Source organism: Tenacibaculum sp. 190524A05c (assembly GCF_964036595.1).
Classification (GTDB): domain Bacteria; phylum Bacteroidota; class Bacteroidia; order Flavobacteriales; family Flavobacteriaceae; genus Polaribacter; species Polaribacter platacis.
Window position 1 is genome coordinate 3,906,811 of sequence record NZ_OZ038523.1, and the last position, 17,783, is coordinate 3,924,593.

Annotated in this window: 15 protein-coding genes; 6 read left to right on the forward strand and 9 right to left on the reverse strand. The window is 31.3% G+C overall.

Annotated elements, in window-relative coordinates:
• Positions 1-17 precede the first annotated feature (17 nt).
• Positions 18-707: a GTP cyclohydrolase I FolE gene (gene folE, locus ABNT61_RS17570; RefSeq protein WP_348713416.1), complete on the forward strand. Its 690-nt coding sequence runs from the start codon at positions 18-20 to the stop codon at positions 705-707.
• 62 nt (positions 708-769) lie between these two features.
• On the opposite strand, the gene ABNT61_RS17575 is transcribed toward folE, so the two are convergent.
• The 3 genes from ABNT61_RS17575 to ABNT61_RS17585 form a co-directional block, all read right to left on the reverse strand.
• Entirely contained in the window at positions 770-3,640 is a 2,871-nt protein-coding gene (locus ABNT61_RS17575) for an FAD-dependent oxidoreductase (RefSeq protein ID WP_348744172.1), read from the reverse strand.
• A 180-nt stretch (positions 3,641-3,820) separates the two neighbouring features.
• A complete protein-coding gene (locus ABNT61_RS17580; RefSeq protein WP_348722122.1) occupies positions 3,821-4,591 on the reverse strand; it encodes a hypothetical protein in 771 nt (256 codons plus the stop codon).
• A 6-nt stretch (positions 4,592-4,597) separates the two neighbouring features.
• The gene (locus ABNT61_RS17585; protein WP_348744173.1) at positions 4,598-5,692 is read right to left on the reverse strand and encodes a Nif3-like dinuclear metal center hexameric protein; all 1,095 of its coding nucleotides are present in this window, start codon (positions 5,690-5,692) and stop codon (positions 4,598-4,600) included.
• A 52-nt stretch (positions 5,693-5,744) separates the two neighbouring features.
• On the opposite strand from ABNT61_RS17585, the gene lpxK reads away from it, so the two are divergent.
• From lpxK to ABNT61_RS17600, 3 genes are read left to right on the forward strand one after another with little or no spacing between them, the layout of a single operon-like run.
• The gene (lpxK, locus tag ABNT61_RS17590; RefSeq protein ID WP_348744174.1) at positions 5,745-6,764 is read left to right on the forward strand and encodes a tetraacyldisaccharide 4'-kinase; all 1,020 of its coding nucleotides are present in this window, start codon (positions 5,745-5,747) and stop codon (positions 6,762-6,764) included.
• A gap of 54 nt (positions 6,765-6,818) precedes the next feature.
• Positions 6,819-7,271, forward strand: a complete 453-nt coding sequence (locus ABNT61_RS17595) for a thioredoxin family protein (protein WP_348744175.1) — start codon at positions 6,819-6,821, stop codon at positions 7,269-7,271.
• Between the two features lie 40 nt (positions 7,272-7,311).
• Positions 7,312-7,983 (forward strand): hypothetical protein, encoded by a 672-nt coding sequence (locus ABNT61_RS17600; protein ID WP_348744176.1) that lies wholly within the window; start codon positions 7,312-7,314, stop codon positions 7,981-7,983.
• Positions 7,984-7,999: 16 nt separating this feature from the next.
• Here the strand turns inward: ABNT61_RS17600 and ABNT61_RS17605 are convergent, their stop codons facing one another.
• From ABNT61_RS17605 to ABNT61_RS17625, 5 genes are all read right to left on the reverse strand, one after another.
• On the reverse strand, positions 8,000-9,871 hold the full coding sequence (locus tag ABNT61_RS17605) for a hypothetical protein (RefSeq protein WP_348744177.1): 1,872 nt from the start codon (positions 9,869-9,871) through the stop codon (positions 8,000-8,002).
• Between the two features lie 377 nt (positions 9,872-10,248).
• Positions 10,249-11,325, reverse strand: a complete 1,077-nt coding sequence (locus ABNT61_RS17610; protein ID WP_348713428.1) for a mannose-1-phosphate guanylyltransferase — start codon at positions 11,323-11,325, stop codon at positions 10,249-10,251.
• A gap of 14 nt (positions 11,326-11,339) precedes the next feature.
• Positions 11,340-11,933: a SprT-like domain-containing protein gene (locus ABNT61_RS17615; protein ID WP_348744178.1), complete on the reverse strand. Its 594-nt coding sequence runs from the start codon at positions 11,931-11,933 to the stop codon at positions 11,340-11,342.
• A gap of 9 nt (positions 11,934-11,942) precedes the next feature.
• Positions 11,943-12,629, reverse strand: a complete 687-nt coding sequence (locus tag ABNT61_RS17620) for an SDR family oxidoreductase (RefSeq protein ID WP_348744179.1) — start codon at positions 12,627-12,629, stop codon at positions 11,943-11,945.
• Between the two features lie 6 nt (positions 12,630-12,635).
• A complete protein-coding gene (locus ABNT61_RS17625; protein ID WP_348722110.1) occupies positions 12,636-13,607 on the reverse strand; it encodes a YjgN family protein in 972 nt (323 codons plus the stop codon).
• Between the two features lie 120 nt (positions 13,608-13,727).
• On the opposite strand from ABNT61_RS17625, the gene ABNT61_RS17630 reads away from it, so the two are divergent.
• Both ABNT61_RS17630 and ABNT61_RS17635 read left to right on the forward strand, forming a co-directional pair.
• Positions 13,728-15,011, forward strand: coding sequence for a metal-dependent hydrolase family protein (locus ABNT61_RS17630; protein WP_348744180.1), 1,284 nt, complete (start codon positions 13,728-13,730; stop codon positions 15,009-15,011).
• Positions 15,012-15,075: 64 nt separating this feature from the next.
• Positions 15,076-16,077, forward strand: coding sequence for a hypothetical protein (locus ABNT61_RS17635; RefSeq protein ID WP_348744181.1), 1,002 nt, complete (start codon positions 15,076-15,078; stop codon positions 16,075-16,077).
• Positions 16,078-16,267: 190 nt separating this feature from the next.
• Here ABNT61_RS17635 and ABNT61_RS17640 read toward each other — a convergent pair whose 3' ends face one another.
• Positions 16,268-17,776, reverse strand: coding sequence for a hypothetical protein (locus ABNT61_RS17640; RefSeq protein ID WP_348744182.1), 1,509 nt, complete (start codon positions 17,774-17,776; stop codon positions 16,268-16,270).
• Between the last annotated feature and the right edge of the window lie 7 nt (positions 17,777-17,783).

Genomic DNA, 17,783 nt, shown 5'->3' on the forward strand with positions numbered 1-17,783 from the left:
ACATTAAACAAAAAGTTATGTTCGAGATCCACAATAATATGACAGACGATAGAATAGACGAAATAGGTGAGAACCACGTTGGAACATCTGCAACAACGCCATTAAGAGCTGACGCATTTGATATTTCAGATGAAGAAAAGATTGCAAAAATCCAGGAAAGCGTAAAAGATATTCTTATAACGTTAGGTATGGATTTAACTGATGACAGTTTACAAGGTACGCCAAAACGTGTTGCAAAAGCTTTTGTTAATGAGTTATTCATGGGATTAAATCCAAAGAATAAACCAAAGGCATCAACTTTTGATAATAATTATAAATATGGAGAGATGTTAGTAGAGAAGAATATCATTGTGTATTCTACTTGTGAACATCACTTATTACCAATTATAGGTAGAGCTCATGTTGCTTACATCTCTAATGGAAAAGTAATTGGTTTATCTAAAATGAACCGTTTAGTTGAGTATTTCGCTAAGCGTCCACAAGTTCAAGAGCGTTTAACTATGCAAGTAGTACAAGCAATGCAAGAAGCTTTAGGTACAGATGATGTTGCGTGTGTAATTGATGCAAAACATTTATGTGTAAACTCTCGTGGTATTAAAGATATTGAGAGTTCAACTGTAACGGCTGAATTTGGTGGGAAATTCAAAAACAAAGAGACTAAAAGAGAATTTTTAGACTACATTAAATTGAATACAACTTTTGATTAGTTTTTAATCTAGTAAGTATATATAACAAACAGGAAAAAGCGGCTTTTAGCCGCTTTTTTTATTTACCATCCTAAGTAATAATCTTTATCTAACCAATCTGGACATTCTAAGTCATATTTCTCTCGCATAATATGTTCTGTTACACAAAATGCTCCTTCAACCCATCCCTGCTGATCTGAATAGGCTTCTCCAGCAATAAATATGCGCTCTTCTTCAAATGGTTGTCTTATGTAAGGCATTACATCCCAAACTTTATATTCGTTTTTCCAAGCGTGATATCCTCCTCCATAAGGATCTTTAGTCCAATCTTTATAAGCTGAGGTATATGGTGGTGGTACTTCTACATTTGGTCCATGTAGTTCTCGTACTTGATTCATTACTTCTCCAACCATCATTTTACTTGCGTGTTCATAATTAGCATAATTGCTGTTTTTTGCACGTACTAATTTCGTTTCTCTAGTTTGAAATTTCTCTCCAGCTTCTAATGCTTGCCAAAAAGTAACAGTTCTCATATCATTATAACTAGCTAAAAATAACGAGTGAGAATTTACAGGATCAACACCAAAATAATAACATTGTCTCATTGGTAAATCTGTAATAGATTCTCCTGCCATTGCTCCTAAACCAGCTTCCCACCAAGGTTCTTCAAAACCAAGTAATATTTTAACTGATGGTTCTGGAATAACAGAGTTTAGATTGTTATGCAGTTTGTGATTTTTTTCTGGATTGAAGAAGAAATTGTCTTGATCTAGTAACTCCAAAGAACGTTTTGGCATTCCTAGAATGATATCCTTAGCTTCAACTTCGTAGTATTCTTCTTTCTTTAAATTGTAAAAAGTCAAAATGTATTTGTACTCACTAAGTTTATCTTTGTTTCTTCTGAACGTTTTTAGTTTATTTCGAGTGTAAATCGTTCCACCTTGTTGAATGAAATCATCTCCTAAACAGGTTAATATTTGATCATATCCACCTTCAATAGTTTTATATTTCACGGAGTCACTAGCAAAATCTCCCACCATGTATGGGAAAGCTTCGGCAGCATTCCAGTTGATCGTATTTGAATAATAGCCTCCTGCTTGTGCTAAGAACTCATAACATTCTTGAGAAGAACGGTCTTTTAATAAGTTCCAAAATCCGATTTTATAAACTTTTATTCCTTTGTATGGTCCATCAAATTGATAAACAAGTTCTTGTTTAACACGGTTCCATTCTTCACGTGGATTAGGATTTTCTTGAATTTGTTTTAATGAATATCCATCTGCTTCTAGAACCTCACTAATAATTTCTGTGAAAATATCATCTGAACTCTTTCCTTCAAACCGTTCTTCAACAAAATATCGAGTTTTAAACTTTTCTCCAGTAATTTGAGATTGAGAAAATCTATTGGCAAAGAAGCGTTGCTTTCTTAAATAATATAAATGATGATTAGCATCACCCATTGGAAAATCAATTGGATTTAAACCATACTGAGTAGAAAATACATCTTCAATTAACGCAGTTACAATTTTCTGTTCCGTCATATATCGCATTCCTCCAAGTTCTCCAACTACATTCATTCCTGGAAGTTTTACGGATTCTAATCTTCCTCCGATACGATCACTCATTTCGAAAATAGCCACCTCTAAATCCAGTTTTTCTCCTTTTGTATTGGTTCCGTTTAATAATCTGTAACCAGAATACAATCCTGAAGCTCCAGCACCAACAATAGCAACGTCTAATTGTTGTCTTTTTGCTTCTTTAGTTAAAAATCGATTACTGATTTCACCTCGTACAACTGGCCATTGAATTTTAAAATGTGATATATCAAACTTTGTTTTTCCTTTAACAGCTAAGTCAGAAAGAATTTTACCTAATAAAGGAATGAATTTAGCAGCCCAACCACCAGTGTATACAATAATGTTTTTATGATTATGTACCCAATTAGGAAGTGTATCTAACATCAACTCTTTATTGTTATTGTTTAAAGTGATTAAACAAGTAGAGGTGAATTCTGGATTATCATCCAAGCCAATCATATGGTCTCTAACCCAAGCTGAGTTTAGTGCTAAACTTTCTTCACTCGGAATTCCGGTTCTATCTGAAGGATCTTTAAGAATGCGATCTGGAATATCTGGTGCTACACGAATGTATCCTGGATTTGCCCAATTTTCCTCAGGGAAACCATAAAATAAACTTGTGTTTTGTGGTTTTTGAAATACAAACCAAGTTGGTAATTTTATATCCTCAGTTTTCTTATAATAAGCTGAAGACATTTCCCAGATATCAACATTTACAGATAGTCCGAAATGTTTTAGAATATCGTTTACAAAAGCTCCTGGAGTAATAACTAATTTTTCTGTAGTGTACAGGTGTTCTGCAGTTTCTACATTTATTATTCCAGTGTTTAAGGATTGAATGTTAGTTACAGGAGTGAATTCTAACAAATCAATATTTCCTGCGTTATTTGCAATATTGAATAAAGCTTTTAATGTTGCTTTTAAATCAATGATTCCGCCATCATTTTGAAAGAATCCATTATAGTCTTCTGGAATATCTTTGAAAGGAAACTGTTCTTGAATTTGAGCAGCGTTTAAAGGAGTGTAGGGGATATGTAATTTATCCATTACATCCATGGCAGCTTGAATTCCTCCTTCTTGAGAACTAATACTTGGATCTCCAAACCATAATGATCCTACTTTGTCAATCAGTTGCTCGTCTGTTGTTTTTTGAAGTTTCTCCCAATATGGAATAGATTCTAAAGCGAGTTTAGACATGTATTCTTGAGCATATTGAACTCTAAATTGACGGGAAAGTCCGGCAGAACTTCCTTTGTCATTAAAAAAGCCAAATTGTTCTAAAACAAGTACGTTTTTGTTGCTGTTAGCTAACTCAGCCGCTGTTGCTAATCCCATGGCACCACCACCAATGATAATAATATCGTATTCGGTTTTCATGATAATCTCTAATAAAGGTTAATAGTAAGTTTTGATAGCATTAAATTACTGACTATCTGACTTCGCTTGTGAGATTAAACCATGACTGTAACAGATTAAGGTATAAGTGAAAATATGTGAATCTTATAAATAAAAAAAGCGGCTAATAAAGCCGCTTTTTAAATATTGTGTATCTCTTAATTACGAGATTAAATTGTCAATTTTTTCCTTCTCTTCCGCAGCAAGAGCAGCATCAACCAAGATACGTCCACTGTGCTCATCGATAGTAATTTTCTTTCTGTTAGCAATTTCTAATTGAACTTGTGGTGGAATTGTAAAGAAAGAACCTCCAGCAGCTCCACGCTCAATTGATACAACAGCTAATCCGTTTTTCACTTTATTACGAATTCTTTTGTAAGCAGTTAATAGGTGAGCATCGATTGATTGAGAGAACTCTTCAGACTTTTGAATTAATAATTGCTCTTCTTTCTCAGTTTCCTTTAAGATAGCGTCTAACTCAGATTTTTTAGCATTTAAATGTCCTTCTTGTAAGTTTAATTTCTCTTTTGTAGAATCAACAACTTGTTTCTTTTGAGAAATCTTTGCTTTGAATTCCTTAATTCTTTTTTCTGCTAATTGAATTTCTAATTCTTGGTATTCAACTTCTTTACTTAAAGAGTCAAATTCTCTATTGTTACGAACATTCTTTTGTTGTTCAGCGTATTTTTTAATTAACGATTTAGACTCTTCGATAGCTAACTTTTTGTTACTGATATCTGTATTTAAGTTATCAATATCTTGTGCTAAGTTTGAAAGTCTAGTATTTAATCCGGCAACGTCATCTTCTAAATCTTCTACTTCTAAAGGTAATTCACCACGAACACTTCTTATCTCATCAATTCTAGAGTCAATTAATTGTAAGTCGTATAGCGCTCTTAATTTTTGTTCTACCGTTACTTCTTTTTTTGCCATTGTCTATTAAATATAATATATTGGATTTGTTCTCTTTTCGCTTAAACGAATCGCAAAATTAGTAAATTTTTTTGTAAGATGGTCAACTAAAAGGTTTTTTGTAAACTGTTCACTTTCATAATGTCCAACATCTGCTAATAAAATGCGGTTTTCAGCTTTATAAAATTCGTGATATTTAAAGTCTGCGCTGATGTAAGCATCGGCTTTTTCGCGAATAGCATTTGAAATAGCAAAACTACCTGCGCCACCTAAAACAGCTACTTTTTTAACTGATTTTCCTATTAGTTTTGAGTGACGAACACATCCTGTTTTAAATGTTGATTTTACCAATTTTAAAAACTCATTTTCATCAATTGCTTCTTCAAACTCACCGATCATTCCCATTCCAACATTTTGTTGTTTGTTGTTTAAAGTAATAACTTCATACGCTACTTCTTCATAAGGATGATTTTGAAAAAGTTGTCCTAAAATTTTACCTTCAAGATGACTTTCAAAAGTTACAGTGATACAGGTTTCTTCCTCATATTGTAACTCACCTTTTTTACCTACAGTAGGGTTTGAATGTTCATTTCCTCTATAACTTCCTTTACCTTCAACATTAAAAGAACAATTGTCGTAATTCCCAATATTTCCAGCGCCAGCTTCGAATAATTTCTCTCTTAGGTTATTTGCGTCTCTAAACGGAACATAAGTGGTTAGTTTTTTTATGTTTCCTTTTTTAGGAATTAAAGTTTTTGTGTTTTGTAGTTGTAAAACTTCACACATTTTAGCAGAAACACCTACATTAGAATTGTCTAAAGCTGTGTGTGTCGCATAAATAGCAATATCGTTTTTTATAGCTTTTAAAACCGCTCTTTCGACATAATTATTACCATTTAATTTTTTTAATCCACCAAAAATAATTGGATGGAAGCTTACTATTAAATTACAGTTGTTTTCTATTGCTTCATCTACAACTTCTTCTAACGTATCTAAAGTTACTAATACACCCGTAACTTCTGTTTTATAGTTTCCAACTAATAAACCAACATTATCAAAGTCTTCAGCATAAGAAAGTGGAGCAATTTCTTCAATATGATTTGTTATATCTCTAATTGTCATCGTATGAATTTATCAATATCAAAGTTAAGATTTTTAATGTATTTTCGTTTCGATGAAACTAATTCGTTTTTTATTATTTCCATTTGCTATTGTATATGATTTTATCACGCGTTTGAGAAACTTTTTGTTTGATATAAACGTTTTAAAATCAACTTCATTTGATATTCCAGTAATTGCTGTTGGCAACTTAACAGTTGGAGGTACTGGGAAAACTCCTCAAATTGAATATTTGATTCGATTATTAAAAGACCAATATAAAATAGCTGTTTTAAGTCGAGGGTATAAAAGAAAAACAAAGGGTTTTCAGTTGCTTAATGACAAACATTCTGCAGAAGATGTTGGTGACGAGCCATTGCAGTTTTATTCGAAATTCGATGGAATTCATGTAGCTGTAGATGCAGATAGAACAAATGGAATAACTGAATTACAAAAACAGATACAACCTGAAATAGTTCTATTGGATGATGCATATCAGCATAGAAAAGTGAAAGCTGGATTTTATATACTGTTAACCAAGTACAATGATTTGTATGTAAATGACTTTTTATTGCCAACAGGTAATTTAAGAGAAAGTAGGAGTGGAGCTAAAAGAGCGGATATGGTAGTGGTAACTAAATGTCCAAATGAACTTTCAATGCAGGAGCAGGAATCGATTCGTTTAAAATTGAAGTTAAATGGCAATCAAGAACTGTTTTTTAGTAAAATAGAGTACAATCAAGAGTTAAAGGGGAATATCAATCCTTTGGCTTTAGATAGTTTAGAAGAAGAAGTTGTTTTGGTTACTGGAATAGCTAATCCGATTAGTTTATTTGAGTATTTAAAAGAGGGAAAAGTAAACTACACACATATCAAATATCCTGATCATCATCATTTTTCAGAACATGATATCGAAGGGATTAAAACAGCTCAAAGTAGATTAGAAACTGAGCATAAAATAGTATTAACTACTGAAAAAGATTATGTTAGATTAAAGGGAAAATTAGAGAACCTTTATTATCTAGAAATTCATAATTCTTTATTTAATCAAGAGAAAGCGTTTGCTTCAAGGATACTAGAATTTGTTGAAGGCTAATTTTCCGTATATTGGCACTGTTTTTGAAAGGTTTATGTTGTAAAGATTTTTTAAATGAAACACTTTTTACTTTCTACGATATTGTTTTTTACAATTTCTTCCGTATTTGCTCAAGAGAAAATTCATATCAATTGGCAACCAACTTTACAAGATGCAATTGAAAAATCCAAAGACGAAAATAAACTTATTTTAGTTTATTTTACGGGTTCAGATTGGTGTGGGCCTTGCATCAACTTGGATAAAAATCTATTTCACACCGAAATATTTAAAAAGTTTTCAGAGGAGCATTTAGTATTATATATGGCTGATTTTCCTAGAAATAAAGATTTAGTTTCTAAAGAAAATAGAAAAATAAATAAACAGCTGAGTGAAAAATACGGACAATCTTCGTTTCCAACAATTTTATTTGTTGATGATAAAGGTACTGAATACGGCCGAAAAAATGGATCGTACTTACCAGAATACTACTTCCCGTTTTTTGAAGAAATGGTTAATCAGTTTAAATAGTTAAGTTTGTTGTGTAAAGCAACCATTCTATCTCACATAAATGAAGTCATTCATATATCTATTTCTATTTTTAGGTTATATCAATATAGCTTATGGACAATTGGCAATTATTAAAGACGTTGATGGCTATACAAATGTGCGAGAGCTCCCTAATATTGACTCTAGAATAATTTATAAGTTAACAGAATCTGAGGTGTTTATTTTTGAATTACCAGAAGAAAATAAGGATTCGAATTGGATTCCTGTATTTATTTCAAAGAACAAGTATTCTTTAGGTAATTCAAAAAATTTAAATTATTTAGAAGGGTTTATTCATAAGTCACGTTTACAACCAATAGAAGAACTTCCCGATTACAATGGGAACAATTTTTTCTTTAAATACAAATTAGAGAGTTTTAGTGATAAGAACAAAATTTGTGATTACAAGGATAATTTTCTAATGCAGATTAATGGCAGGAATATTTATGGGACAGATGGAAATAAACCTAAAACTGAGGTTAAAGGAATTGATATAAAATATAATGGTGTATTAGTAGAAGTCCCAAAAATATTTTATGAAGATATTTTTGAGTGCTCCAATAATTTCAAAGTGATTAAGAATAAAGAAGACTTTATTTTGTATCAATGGAATAGTGATGGAGCTGGAGGTTATCTAATTGCATGGGTAATTGGAGATAATTCCATCAAACAGCGCCTGGTATTTATACCTTAACAACTACTTTTAAATATTACTTGCTACAATTCTCGCAATAGGTAGCTCTCAAATATTCATCTTCTAATAACTGAAATGTAACTCCTTTTTTAAGTGCAGAGTTATATAAACTACAAAAACGTTTCTGATTCATATTTATAGCATTTAACATAACGGTTCTATATTCTTCTGTACTTGTGAGTTCTTCTTTTGTAATAGTTAAATTCAAATAATAGAAAAGTAAATCTTCATCAACAGTAATGTCATTCACTTTATTTTCTATGGTGTGAATTGCATCGTAAATACTAGAATAATATGTAAAGAATTGAGCGATACTCAAGTAATCAAAATCCGATAAGACTAAATCTTGATACGATTTTAAAACATAATCCACAGATTTATCTTTTCCGTCGTGATCGTTCTTACGTAAATCTTCTTCTGCTTTTATGATATGATAGTTAACAATCATCTTATCAATTAAGTCTTTAGAAATCCCATATTTTTCAAGATTTAAAATTTGATTCTTAAACTGATTTCTATCTATTTTTCTGGCTTTATGCTTCCAGATAATAAACTTTAAAACCGCCAAATTGTATTTTAATCGTTTGTCGTTAGGTTCTAACTTTTCAAGCTGTAATAACTCTTTTTCAACATTTAAAGTTTGTCTTAAGTCTACGAAATACTTGAAAATACAATTTTTAGTAAGTAAACGTAAGTATCTTTTACTTTTAGGAATCTTCATGTTTTTCAATACCTGAGGTTTGAACTTATCACGAAGGCGATCTAAAATAGAATTTTGAATAGCGCATGCATCCTCTAATTTATCAGCGCGAACAGCTTTGTTGAAAAGTGTTACTAGTTGATCTACATGTAACTTCTTGTACTCGTCTTTCTTTTCTAAAGACAATACAACAACGGCTTTTCTGTGGTTTCTTAGTATCGGTTCTAAGTTAACGGCATATTCATTTATAAGTTTAGCTTTTACCTTTTTCTTCGGTAATGAAACTAATTTCTTATGCTTAGTTTTTTTAATGTCTTTAAAGAACTCTACCCAATTTTCCGAAGTAGAAATTTTCGTTACAATACTTGGTTCTTGAAAGGATTGTAGAGAACCAGCAATACTTTTGGCTCTTTGATTTTGAAGAGTGAAATTCCTTTCAGTACTTCCTTCTACAGATGCATAAGCATTAATGTCAATCTTTTTGATATTGTAATCTGTGAGTTGTAACGAATCGTATAAAGGCTTTATGTCTTCTGGTTTATACTCTGATTTGTCTTTTTCAAAAGGTATAGAAAACGTTAGTTTCTTGTACTTTGTAACAATATCATTTTTGTTAGATGTAATTTTTTTGTTCTTGTAGGTAATATCATCTAAATAAACTCCCATATCCAATAAACCTCTAGGATACTTTTCTAAGTTGTAAATTGTATAATATTTACAAAAGGCTTTATTGTGTAAGAATAACAAATTGAATTCGATTTCTTCCTTTTGCAAGTTTGGAGGAACTTTACCGATATAAACGCGATATCTATTTCTACCAGCACTCTTTAATTTTCCAGGCTTATTAATTTCATAAACTGGAGGTAATAACACTCCACGAATTTGAGAAGGTTTTACTTCTTTATCACAAGAATATCGTTTTCTTCTAACAATATCTACTGCAATTCCATCGCCTTTTTCTTTAAATAAAGCGTTGTACCAACTTTTATTGTTAACCTCAAAATATAGCTTATTGTCTTCTAAACGCACACCAAATCTTACGTAGTTAGGTTTTTGTTTAAAAACCTTTGTAAACGCATTACATTTATTTTCTCTGTCCCCATCAGGAAAATAAATACCATAGGTATGTTGTTGTGCACTTGCTATTAATGAAATAGCAAATGCTAGTAGTAAGAGTTTATTTTTCATTTTTCCCCCAGCTTAAGATACGAAAATCTATAGCTATCATGTTAATATAGTATTACTTAATGAATTGAAGCCCCATTCAATTCAAAAAGAAAACGCCAAAATTAACATAAAATTGTTCATATTCTAATTTTTGTTAAAATTTATATGGATTAGTTGTTGAATAGGAGGGAGTTGAGGTTTTTGAATTTACTATTGAAATGATATTTAGTTAAAAGAATTCGGAATTGTAATTAGGATACTTTGTGTTATTAGTTAGTTAATTGGAAAAGGATTGAAGAATTCATAGCAATAAAACAATAAACCTCTGAGAATCTCAGAGGTTTATTGTTTCTAAATATTTTAAATTGTAATGGTTAAGAACCTAAAGTGTTTACTATCTAAACAAACTTTTTACCAAAAGAATCTCTTGCTTCAGCCATTATTTTTTTAATGTCTTGATCATCTTTTCTAGGACAAATCATAATAATGTCCTTCTTTTCTACTACAATAAAATCTTCTAATCCTTGAATAACAACTCGTTTCCCGTTTTCAGTACGAATCATATTTCCTTTGGCATCTCTAAAGATTACGTTTGCACCAACTACAGCATTTTCATCTTCATCTTTTTTAAGCTTTCCGTATAAAGATCCCCAAGTACCTAAATCGTTCCATCCAAAATCAACAGGAAGTACATGAACATTTTTCGCACGCTCCATAATTCCAAAGTCAATTGAAATGTTTTCGCAATTTTTATAGTTGTTCTTGATGAAGTCATCTTCAAAATCTGTGTTGTATACATTATTTCCATCATCAAGTACATTTACCATATCAGGTAAATATTCCTTAAAAGCGTTTAAAATGCTTTTAGCAGACCAAACAAAAATACCAGCATTCCATAAATAATCACCACTAGATAAAAATGATTCAGCTGTTTCTAAATCAGGTTTTTCGGTGAAGTTTTTTACTTTTTTTATTTCAGATTCAGCATTTTCATACTGAATATAGCCATATCCTGTATTTGGATGATCTGGTTGAATTCCTAAAGTCATTAAAATGTCATCTTTAGCGCAGGCTTCAAATGAAGTTTGAATATTTCTTAAGAATTCACCTTCGTCTTTAATCCAGTGATCTGATGGTGCTACTAAAATCACAGCATCTGGATTTTGATTGTATATTTTTAAGGCAGAATACAAAATACAAGGTGCAGTATTTCGCATTACAGGTTCCAATAATAATTGTTTTGTATTAAGTTGGGGAATTTGTTGAAGTACTAATTTTTCGTAATTCTCATTCGTTGCAATTAAAATATTACTTGTTGGTACAAGTTCATTAATACGTTCAAAAGTTCTCTGGATTAAAGATTGTCCAGTTCCTAACATATCGTGAAATTGCTTTGGAAATTTTTGTGTACTTACTGGCCAGAATCTAGATCCGACTCCACCAGCCATAATTACTGCATAAAAATTGTTCTTCATAGGAAAGTTTGATTTTATTGGTTAACGGGTATAACTTCAACATTTTGATTAAAAAGATAAACGCGTTTGTCAGTTAAGTTAAGGCATTCATAGCGCGTTCTTCTTTTATATCCACGTTTGTAAAGTGTATTTCTATATTGAAAAATACTGCCTTGTGGAATATCAAATATAAAACTCTTTCCCGGTTCTGCCATACCTTCTCGTAATGCTAATGATAATTTTACATCTGCATCGGTACTTGCTTTTGGGTTTTTCATATGATTTGCTAAGTACGGAAGTATGTTTGTTGGGTAAATATCTGGACGCAAAAAAGGTAGCATTAAATGCTGAAATACAGTTTTCCATTCTTTTCCATGAGGCTGCACACGTCCAAATTTTTTATACGTAACATGATGAGCAATTTCATGAATTAATGTCAATAAAAACTGATGTTTATTTAGGTTGTTATTAACTGTAATTTGTGTTTTTCCGTTTGGTAAGGTTCTGAAGTCACCATGTTTGGTTTGTCGTTGATTTACAATTTTCAGGTTTACCTTGTGTTCGTTAATTAAATAGATAACGATCGGAACAGCATTTTCGGAAATGTATTTTTGTAGGGTGTTCGTCAATGTTTTTATTTATGGCGTTGAGCTAGAAACTTGTAATACTTTACCATTATAAATTTTGTTACCAGTTAAAGCAAAATTAAAAATGTAATCGGCCATTTCTTTCGCAGTTATTGGCGCTTGATAACCAGGAAAAGCTTCTTCTAACATTTCTGTTTGAACAGCTCCTAAAGCTAAAACATTAAATGCAATTCCTTTTTCTTTATATTCTTCAGCAAGCAATTCTGATAGTGTAATAACGGCTCCTTTTGCAGAACTATAAGCAGCTAACCCAGGGAATTTCATACTTCCTTGAATACCTCCCATACTACTTATCGTTACAACATGACTTCCTGATTTCATTGCAGGAATTAGTTTTTGTGTAAGTTGAGCAACAGCAAAAACATTTACTTGGTATACTTTTAAAAAATCTTCAGCTGTAATCTCTTCAAATGGTTTGTTCACTAGCATTCCTGCATTGTTGATTAAAACATCAACTCGACCAAATTTTTCAAGTATAATTGAAGCCGCTTTTCCTAAAGAATTTTCATCCATTAAGTCGGTTGCGATAGGAAGTATATTGGCATTGTTTACTTTTTCTAACGGACCACTATTCCTTGATAGTGCAATAACTTGATGTCCTTCCTGCGCAAATTGTTGTGCTAGTTGAAAACCAATTCCTCTACTAGTTCCTGTAATTACAATATTTTTTTTCATCATTTGGTTTTATAAAAGATCAAGTTCTAAGAAATCTAAAAAACTATCTCCAGAAGCATCGCTATAATTGTCGTAGTTTATTTTTTGAATTGAGTCGGTGTTTAGTCCTTCTTCAATTTCAATAAATCTAAAGATAAAGGTTTGAGTTCTTACAATAATCCATGGTGTTGCTAGTCCTAATGTAAGAACAGCTAATAAGAAATTAACTACTAATAATTCGAATATATCACCAGCTTTGGCCGTGAAATTAAATCCAATGTTTCTTCCGTTTTGCGTTATTTTCGTGTTCTCTGCATAATAGCTATACAATTCTTTGATATACCAAATTGTATAAATTCCTAAGGTTAAATAAAACAAGAAAAAGAACTTTAGATTAATCCAGAAAAGAGTATCTCCTTTTCCTTCAAAATCAAATGATAGATTTCCAAATCGTAGGTGACTAAAAATATATTTTCTTAAATCAACACTAAACCAAGCTCCATATATCCCTAAAGTTAGAATTGTTAATAATGTTCCGATTATACATTTCCAGAATAACTCCATTTTATCTCCTAAGTATGAAAAATGAATTCCTTTCCATGAACTTTTTGAAGAACGATATTTTACAGCACCATGTATAGCGAATGGAATTAATAAAATAAGCAAAAGGTAAAATACTGCTACCGTTATACCGGTGAATTTAGGATTATCTGTAAAAGTTCCGTAAAACAAGAATGCGTAAAATAAGAATATTACAGCATAGACTTTAAGGAATCCCGTGAATACTTCTTTACCTGTACCATGAAAAACAAAGCTATTTTTCTCTATTTCTGTTGATTTATAATGGTATTGTAACAGTTCTACTTTTGCCCAAGGATAATAAATACCAAGTGTAATTATAGTTAAGAAAATGTTCTTGAAAAAAATCAGCGCAAACTCGCTTCCTTTTCCAAAATAATTAAATTGTTTCTTATCCGAAAAAAGTCCAGAAAAACCTTCCATAAAATAACATGCTTATTAATAAATCAAAATTGCGATTTTATTTTCTGTTACACAACTTTTGACTTTTTATTACGAAATTATCTATTTTAGAGTTCTATTAAACTTAATTTTTTATTAAAAATGAGAAAATTACTACTTCTTAGTCTTTTTTTATTTTCTGTAATGACCTTGGTAGGTCAAACTACATATATCCATTGTGGGAAATTGATAGATACAAAAGCAGGAACAATTAAAACGAAGCAAACTATTATCGTTAATAAGAATAAAATAACTGGTGTTTTAGATGGGTATGCTGTTCCTAGAAACGGTAAGGATAAGATTATTGATTTAAAAGATAAAGTTGTAATGCCAGGATTAATTGATTTGCATGTGCATATTGAAAATGAGTTTGGACCAAGAACAAGATTAGAAAGATATGTTCTTGATGAAGCAGATGTTGCTTTTAATTCTGTAGGATTCGCGGAGACAACTTTGTTAAAAGGATTTACAACCGTTAGAGATTTAGGTGGAACAGGAGTTAATATTTCAATTAGAAAAGCTATTGATGCAGGTAAAATTCCAGGACCAAGAGTGTTTACTGCAGGAAAAGCTTTAGCAAGTACAGGAGGGCATGCAGATCCAACTAATGGAAGTAGAAGAGTCTTAATTGGAAACCCAGGTCCAAAAGAAGGAATTGTAAATAGTGTTGAAGATGCAAAGAAAGCGGTTCGACAACGATATAAAAATGGCGCAGATTGTATAAAAATTACTGCAACGGGAGGAGTTTTAAGTGTAGCGAAAAGTGGAGATAATCCTCAATTTACAATTGAAGAGGTAAAAGCAATCTGTGATATGGCAAAAGATTATGGAATGCATGTAGCTGCTCATGCTCATGGAGATGACGGAATGCAACGCGCGGTTCTTGGTGGAGTAAAAACTATTGAGCATGGAACATATATGAGCGAAGCAACAATGGATTTAATGAAGAAATACGACGTGTATTTAGTTCCTACGATTACAGCGGGTAAAGAGGTTGTAGATAAAGCTAAGGTAAAAGGGTATTATCCTGAAGTTGTTGTTCCTAAAGCATTGGCTGTTGGACCTCAAATTCAAGGAACATTTGCAAAAGCATATAAAAGAGGAGTTGGGATTGCATTTGGTACGGATGCAGGTGTTTTTAAACATGGAGATAATGCAAAAGAATTTGGTTTTATGGTGGAGGCAGGAATGCCAGCAATGGAAACAATTCAAGCTGCAACAGTTACTAATGCTAAAATTTTGAAAATGGAAAACGAAATTGGTCAAGTTAAAGCTGGTTTTTTCGCCGATATTGTAGCGGTAGACGAAGATCCAACGAAAAATATAAATACTATGGAAAAAGTAGTTTTTGTTATGAAAAATGGAGTGGTCTACAAGAATGAATAAAAAGTTCAAATTACACGTAACATAACCCTAAATGTTTCTACTAATACGTATAAATAGATTAGTTATGTTTACACTAAATAAATACTGGAGCAGGTTTAATTTTATAATTATCCCTGCTCTTCTTTTTTTAAGTCTGATAGTATTGTTGAAATCTGGTTCTTACAGCTCTCAATTATCTAATTATATTATTATAGATTTTTTGATTACTATTCCATTATGCTATTTCTTTTTAATCAGAAAGAAGGAGATCCCAAAAATTACTATTGTCTCTGTATTTATTATTGGAACGATTACTGCAAGCTTACTAATACCGAAAGAAGATCAGTCTTTATTAGATTGGGTGAAAGATTTTATTCTACCTGTTGTGGAGTTAGGAGTGTTAAGTTTTGTAATCTATAAAGCCAGATTAATTTTTAAATCGTTTAAAAAGAAAAAAGAAAATCTAGATTTCTATGATGCAATTCAAATTGCAACCAAGGAAATACTTCCTGAAAAAGTAGCTCATTTTCTAGCAACAGAACTTACTGTTTTTTACTATGTTTTTTTCGATTGGAAGAAATTAAAACCGAGTAAAAATTCATTTACATACACTAAAGAAGGAACATACTCAGGAGTATTGTTAGGATTGATATTGGTAGTTGTAATAGAAACTTCGGTATTACACGTTTTAGTGTCAAAGTGGAATGTAGGTTTAGCTTGGTTTTTATCTATTGTAAGTGTGTATACATTATTACAACTTGTAGCTCTTTTTAAATCGATGTTAAAAAGACCGTTAGTGTATAATGAAGAGAATAGAGAGTTACTGTTACGATTTGGTTTTGCCAGTTTTGCAAATGTTTCAATAAACAATATTGAAAAAATTGAATTAACCTCAAAAGAAATAGAGGATGATACTATTCAATACTTTTCATTTTTAGGAAAGTTATGCGGACATAACACAATTATTCATTTTAAAGAACCGATTGAATTTGAAAGTATTTACGGAATAAAAAAAGAAGCAAAATCACTGGCTTTAATTGTTGATGATAAACAAGCTTTCGTAAACTTAATTTCAGAATTGATTTGAATCAAAATAGGGTTAAATAGAAAGGACTACTCGTTATCCTAACAAATAGTCCTTTACAAACCAAATTAACTACTATAAATAATTATAATGAAACAAACTTTGATACAAATATACGTCAGAATTTCAGTGTGTTAAGTGAAATTCGATAAACGGTAGGAAGTGTTTAGTTAAATTAAAAAGGTCAAATAGATTATTCGGAAATGATATGTTGATATGCACCAATATCTGGAGCAGTGGTTCTATCCATTCCTAATAAATCTATAGATATAGAAGTTGCTTTTGCTTTGTTAATTGCATCACTATCTCCACCAATTCTAAAATCTTCATCAAATCGTCCAATAAAGTCTGGATTTCCATTAATGATATTGTTTAAATAATGTGTAGTGTCGTTAAAGTTTAATTCGTTATTGTTTACGAATGAGTTATTAAAATCATCGAATTTAATTAAGTTGTTTTCGATGAAATAATTGAATAACCCACCATCTAATTTATCTAAAACAAATTCAACATTATTACTACCATCAATAATACAGTTTGTAAAATTCGCAGCAATTAAATCTCTAGTTTCAGCAACCTCTTGGCCTTGATCATTTTCGAAAACAAAAAAGTTGTTAATTAATACGGCTGGTAAAGTTCGTAAACTATTGTTCCAGTAGTTAGCAAATGTAGAATGTGTAAAATTATATGAACCACCAACAGTTCCTGCTAAAGAAGCCTGTCCTGCATCTCCAATCACAGCATTACTTCCTTCAATTTGAGCTTCTCTTCCTAAAATTCCAAAACTAGAATTATTATAAATTTCGGTATTATCAATTTTAAGTGTTGGTACACCAGCCGTTCCTAAACTATCTACTAAAACCCCGATAATACCATTTTTAATTACAGTATGATTTAATTCGTTGTCTTTACTTCCAGCTCTCATCCAAATAGTTCCCCATTGTCCTGGTACATTGTCAAAAAATGGTTCTAATCGATCGCCTTCAAAAGTAACCTTATCACTTAAAGTTCCGTTTACTTTTAACGTTCCTTCATCATCAATAATTAATCCTGAATTGTCATGAAAATGAATTCGTGCACCAGCCTCAATAGTTAATGTTTTGTTTGCAGGCACTGCTGCATATCCATAAATTACATAAGGTTTTTCGTTAGTGAAAGTAAGTTCACTATCCTCTAAATATCTTCCTTGAATAGTTGTTGCCTGACCATCTAAGGTTAGTTGGTCTATTTCCATGGTTATAGGATCTCTCTCAGGGAAAATAAAAGTAGCATCTTGAACAAGTGTCACTAAATCTACATCTTGTTGATTATCTCCGTTATCAAAAAGAATTTTATCGGTGTATAAAGGATCTGGAACTGCGCTGAAGTCTATTGTAGTTTCAACAAAAACGAAAATACTATCGTTCGCTAAAATTTCAATATCCTGAAATATTTTTCCAGGAATTCCATCAACATTTAATCTATAATTTGAAGTAATACCATTTTCTAATCGAATTTGAGGAATACTAATTGCATCATCACTACGATTATAAACTTTTAAATTATACGTAGATGAACCGATATTACTGAAAATAGTATCTAAAAATACAGTGTCCTTTGAGAATTCTAATTTACCAGAGCTAGCAATTGTACTAAAATCTTTTCTACAAGAACTAACAGCAATGATAGCTACTAAAATAAGAACAGTCTGTATATACTTCATAATTTGG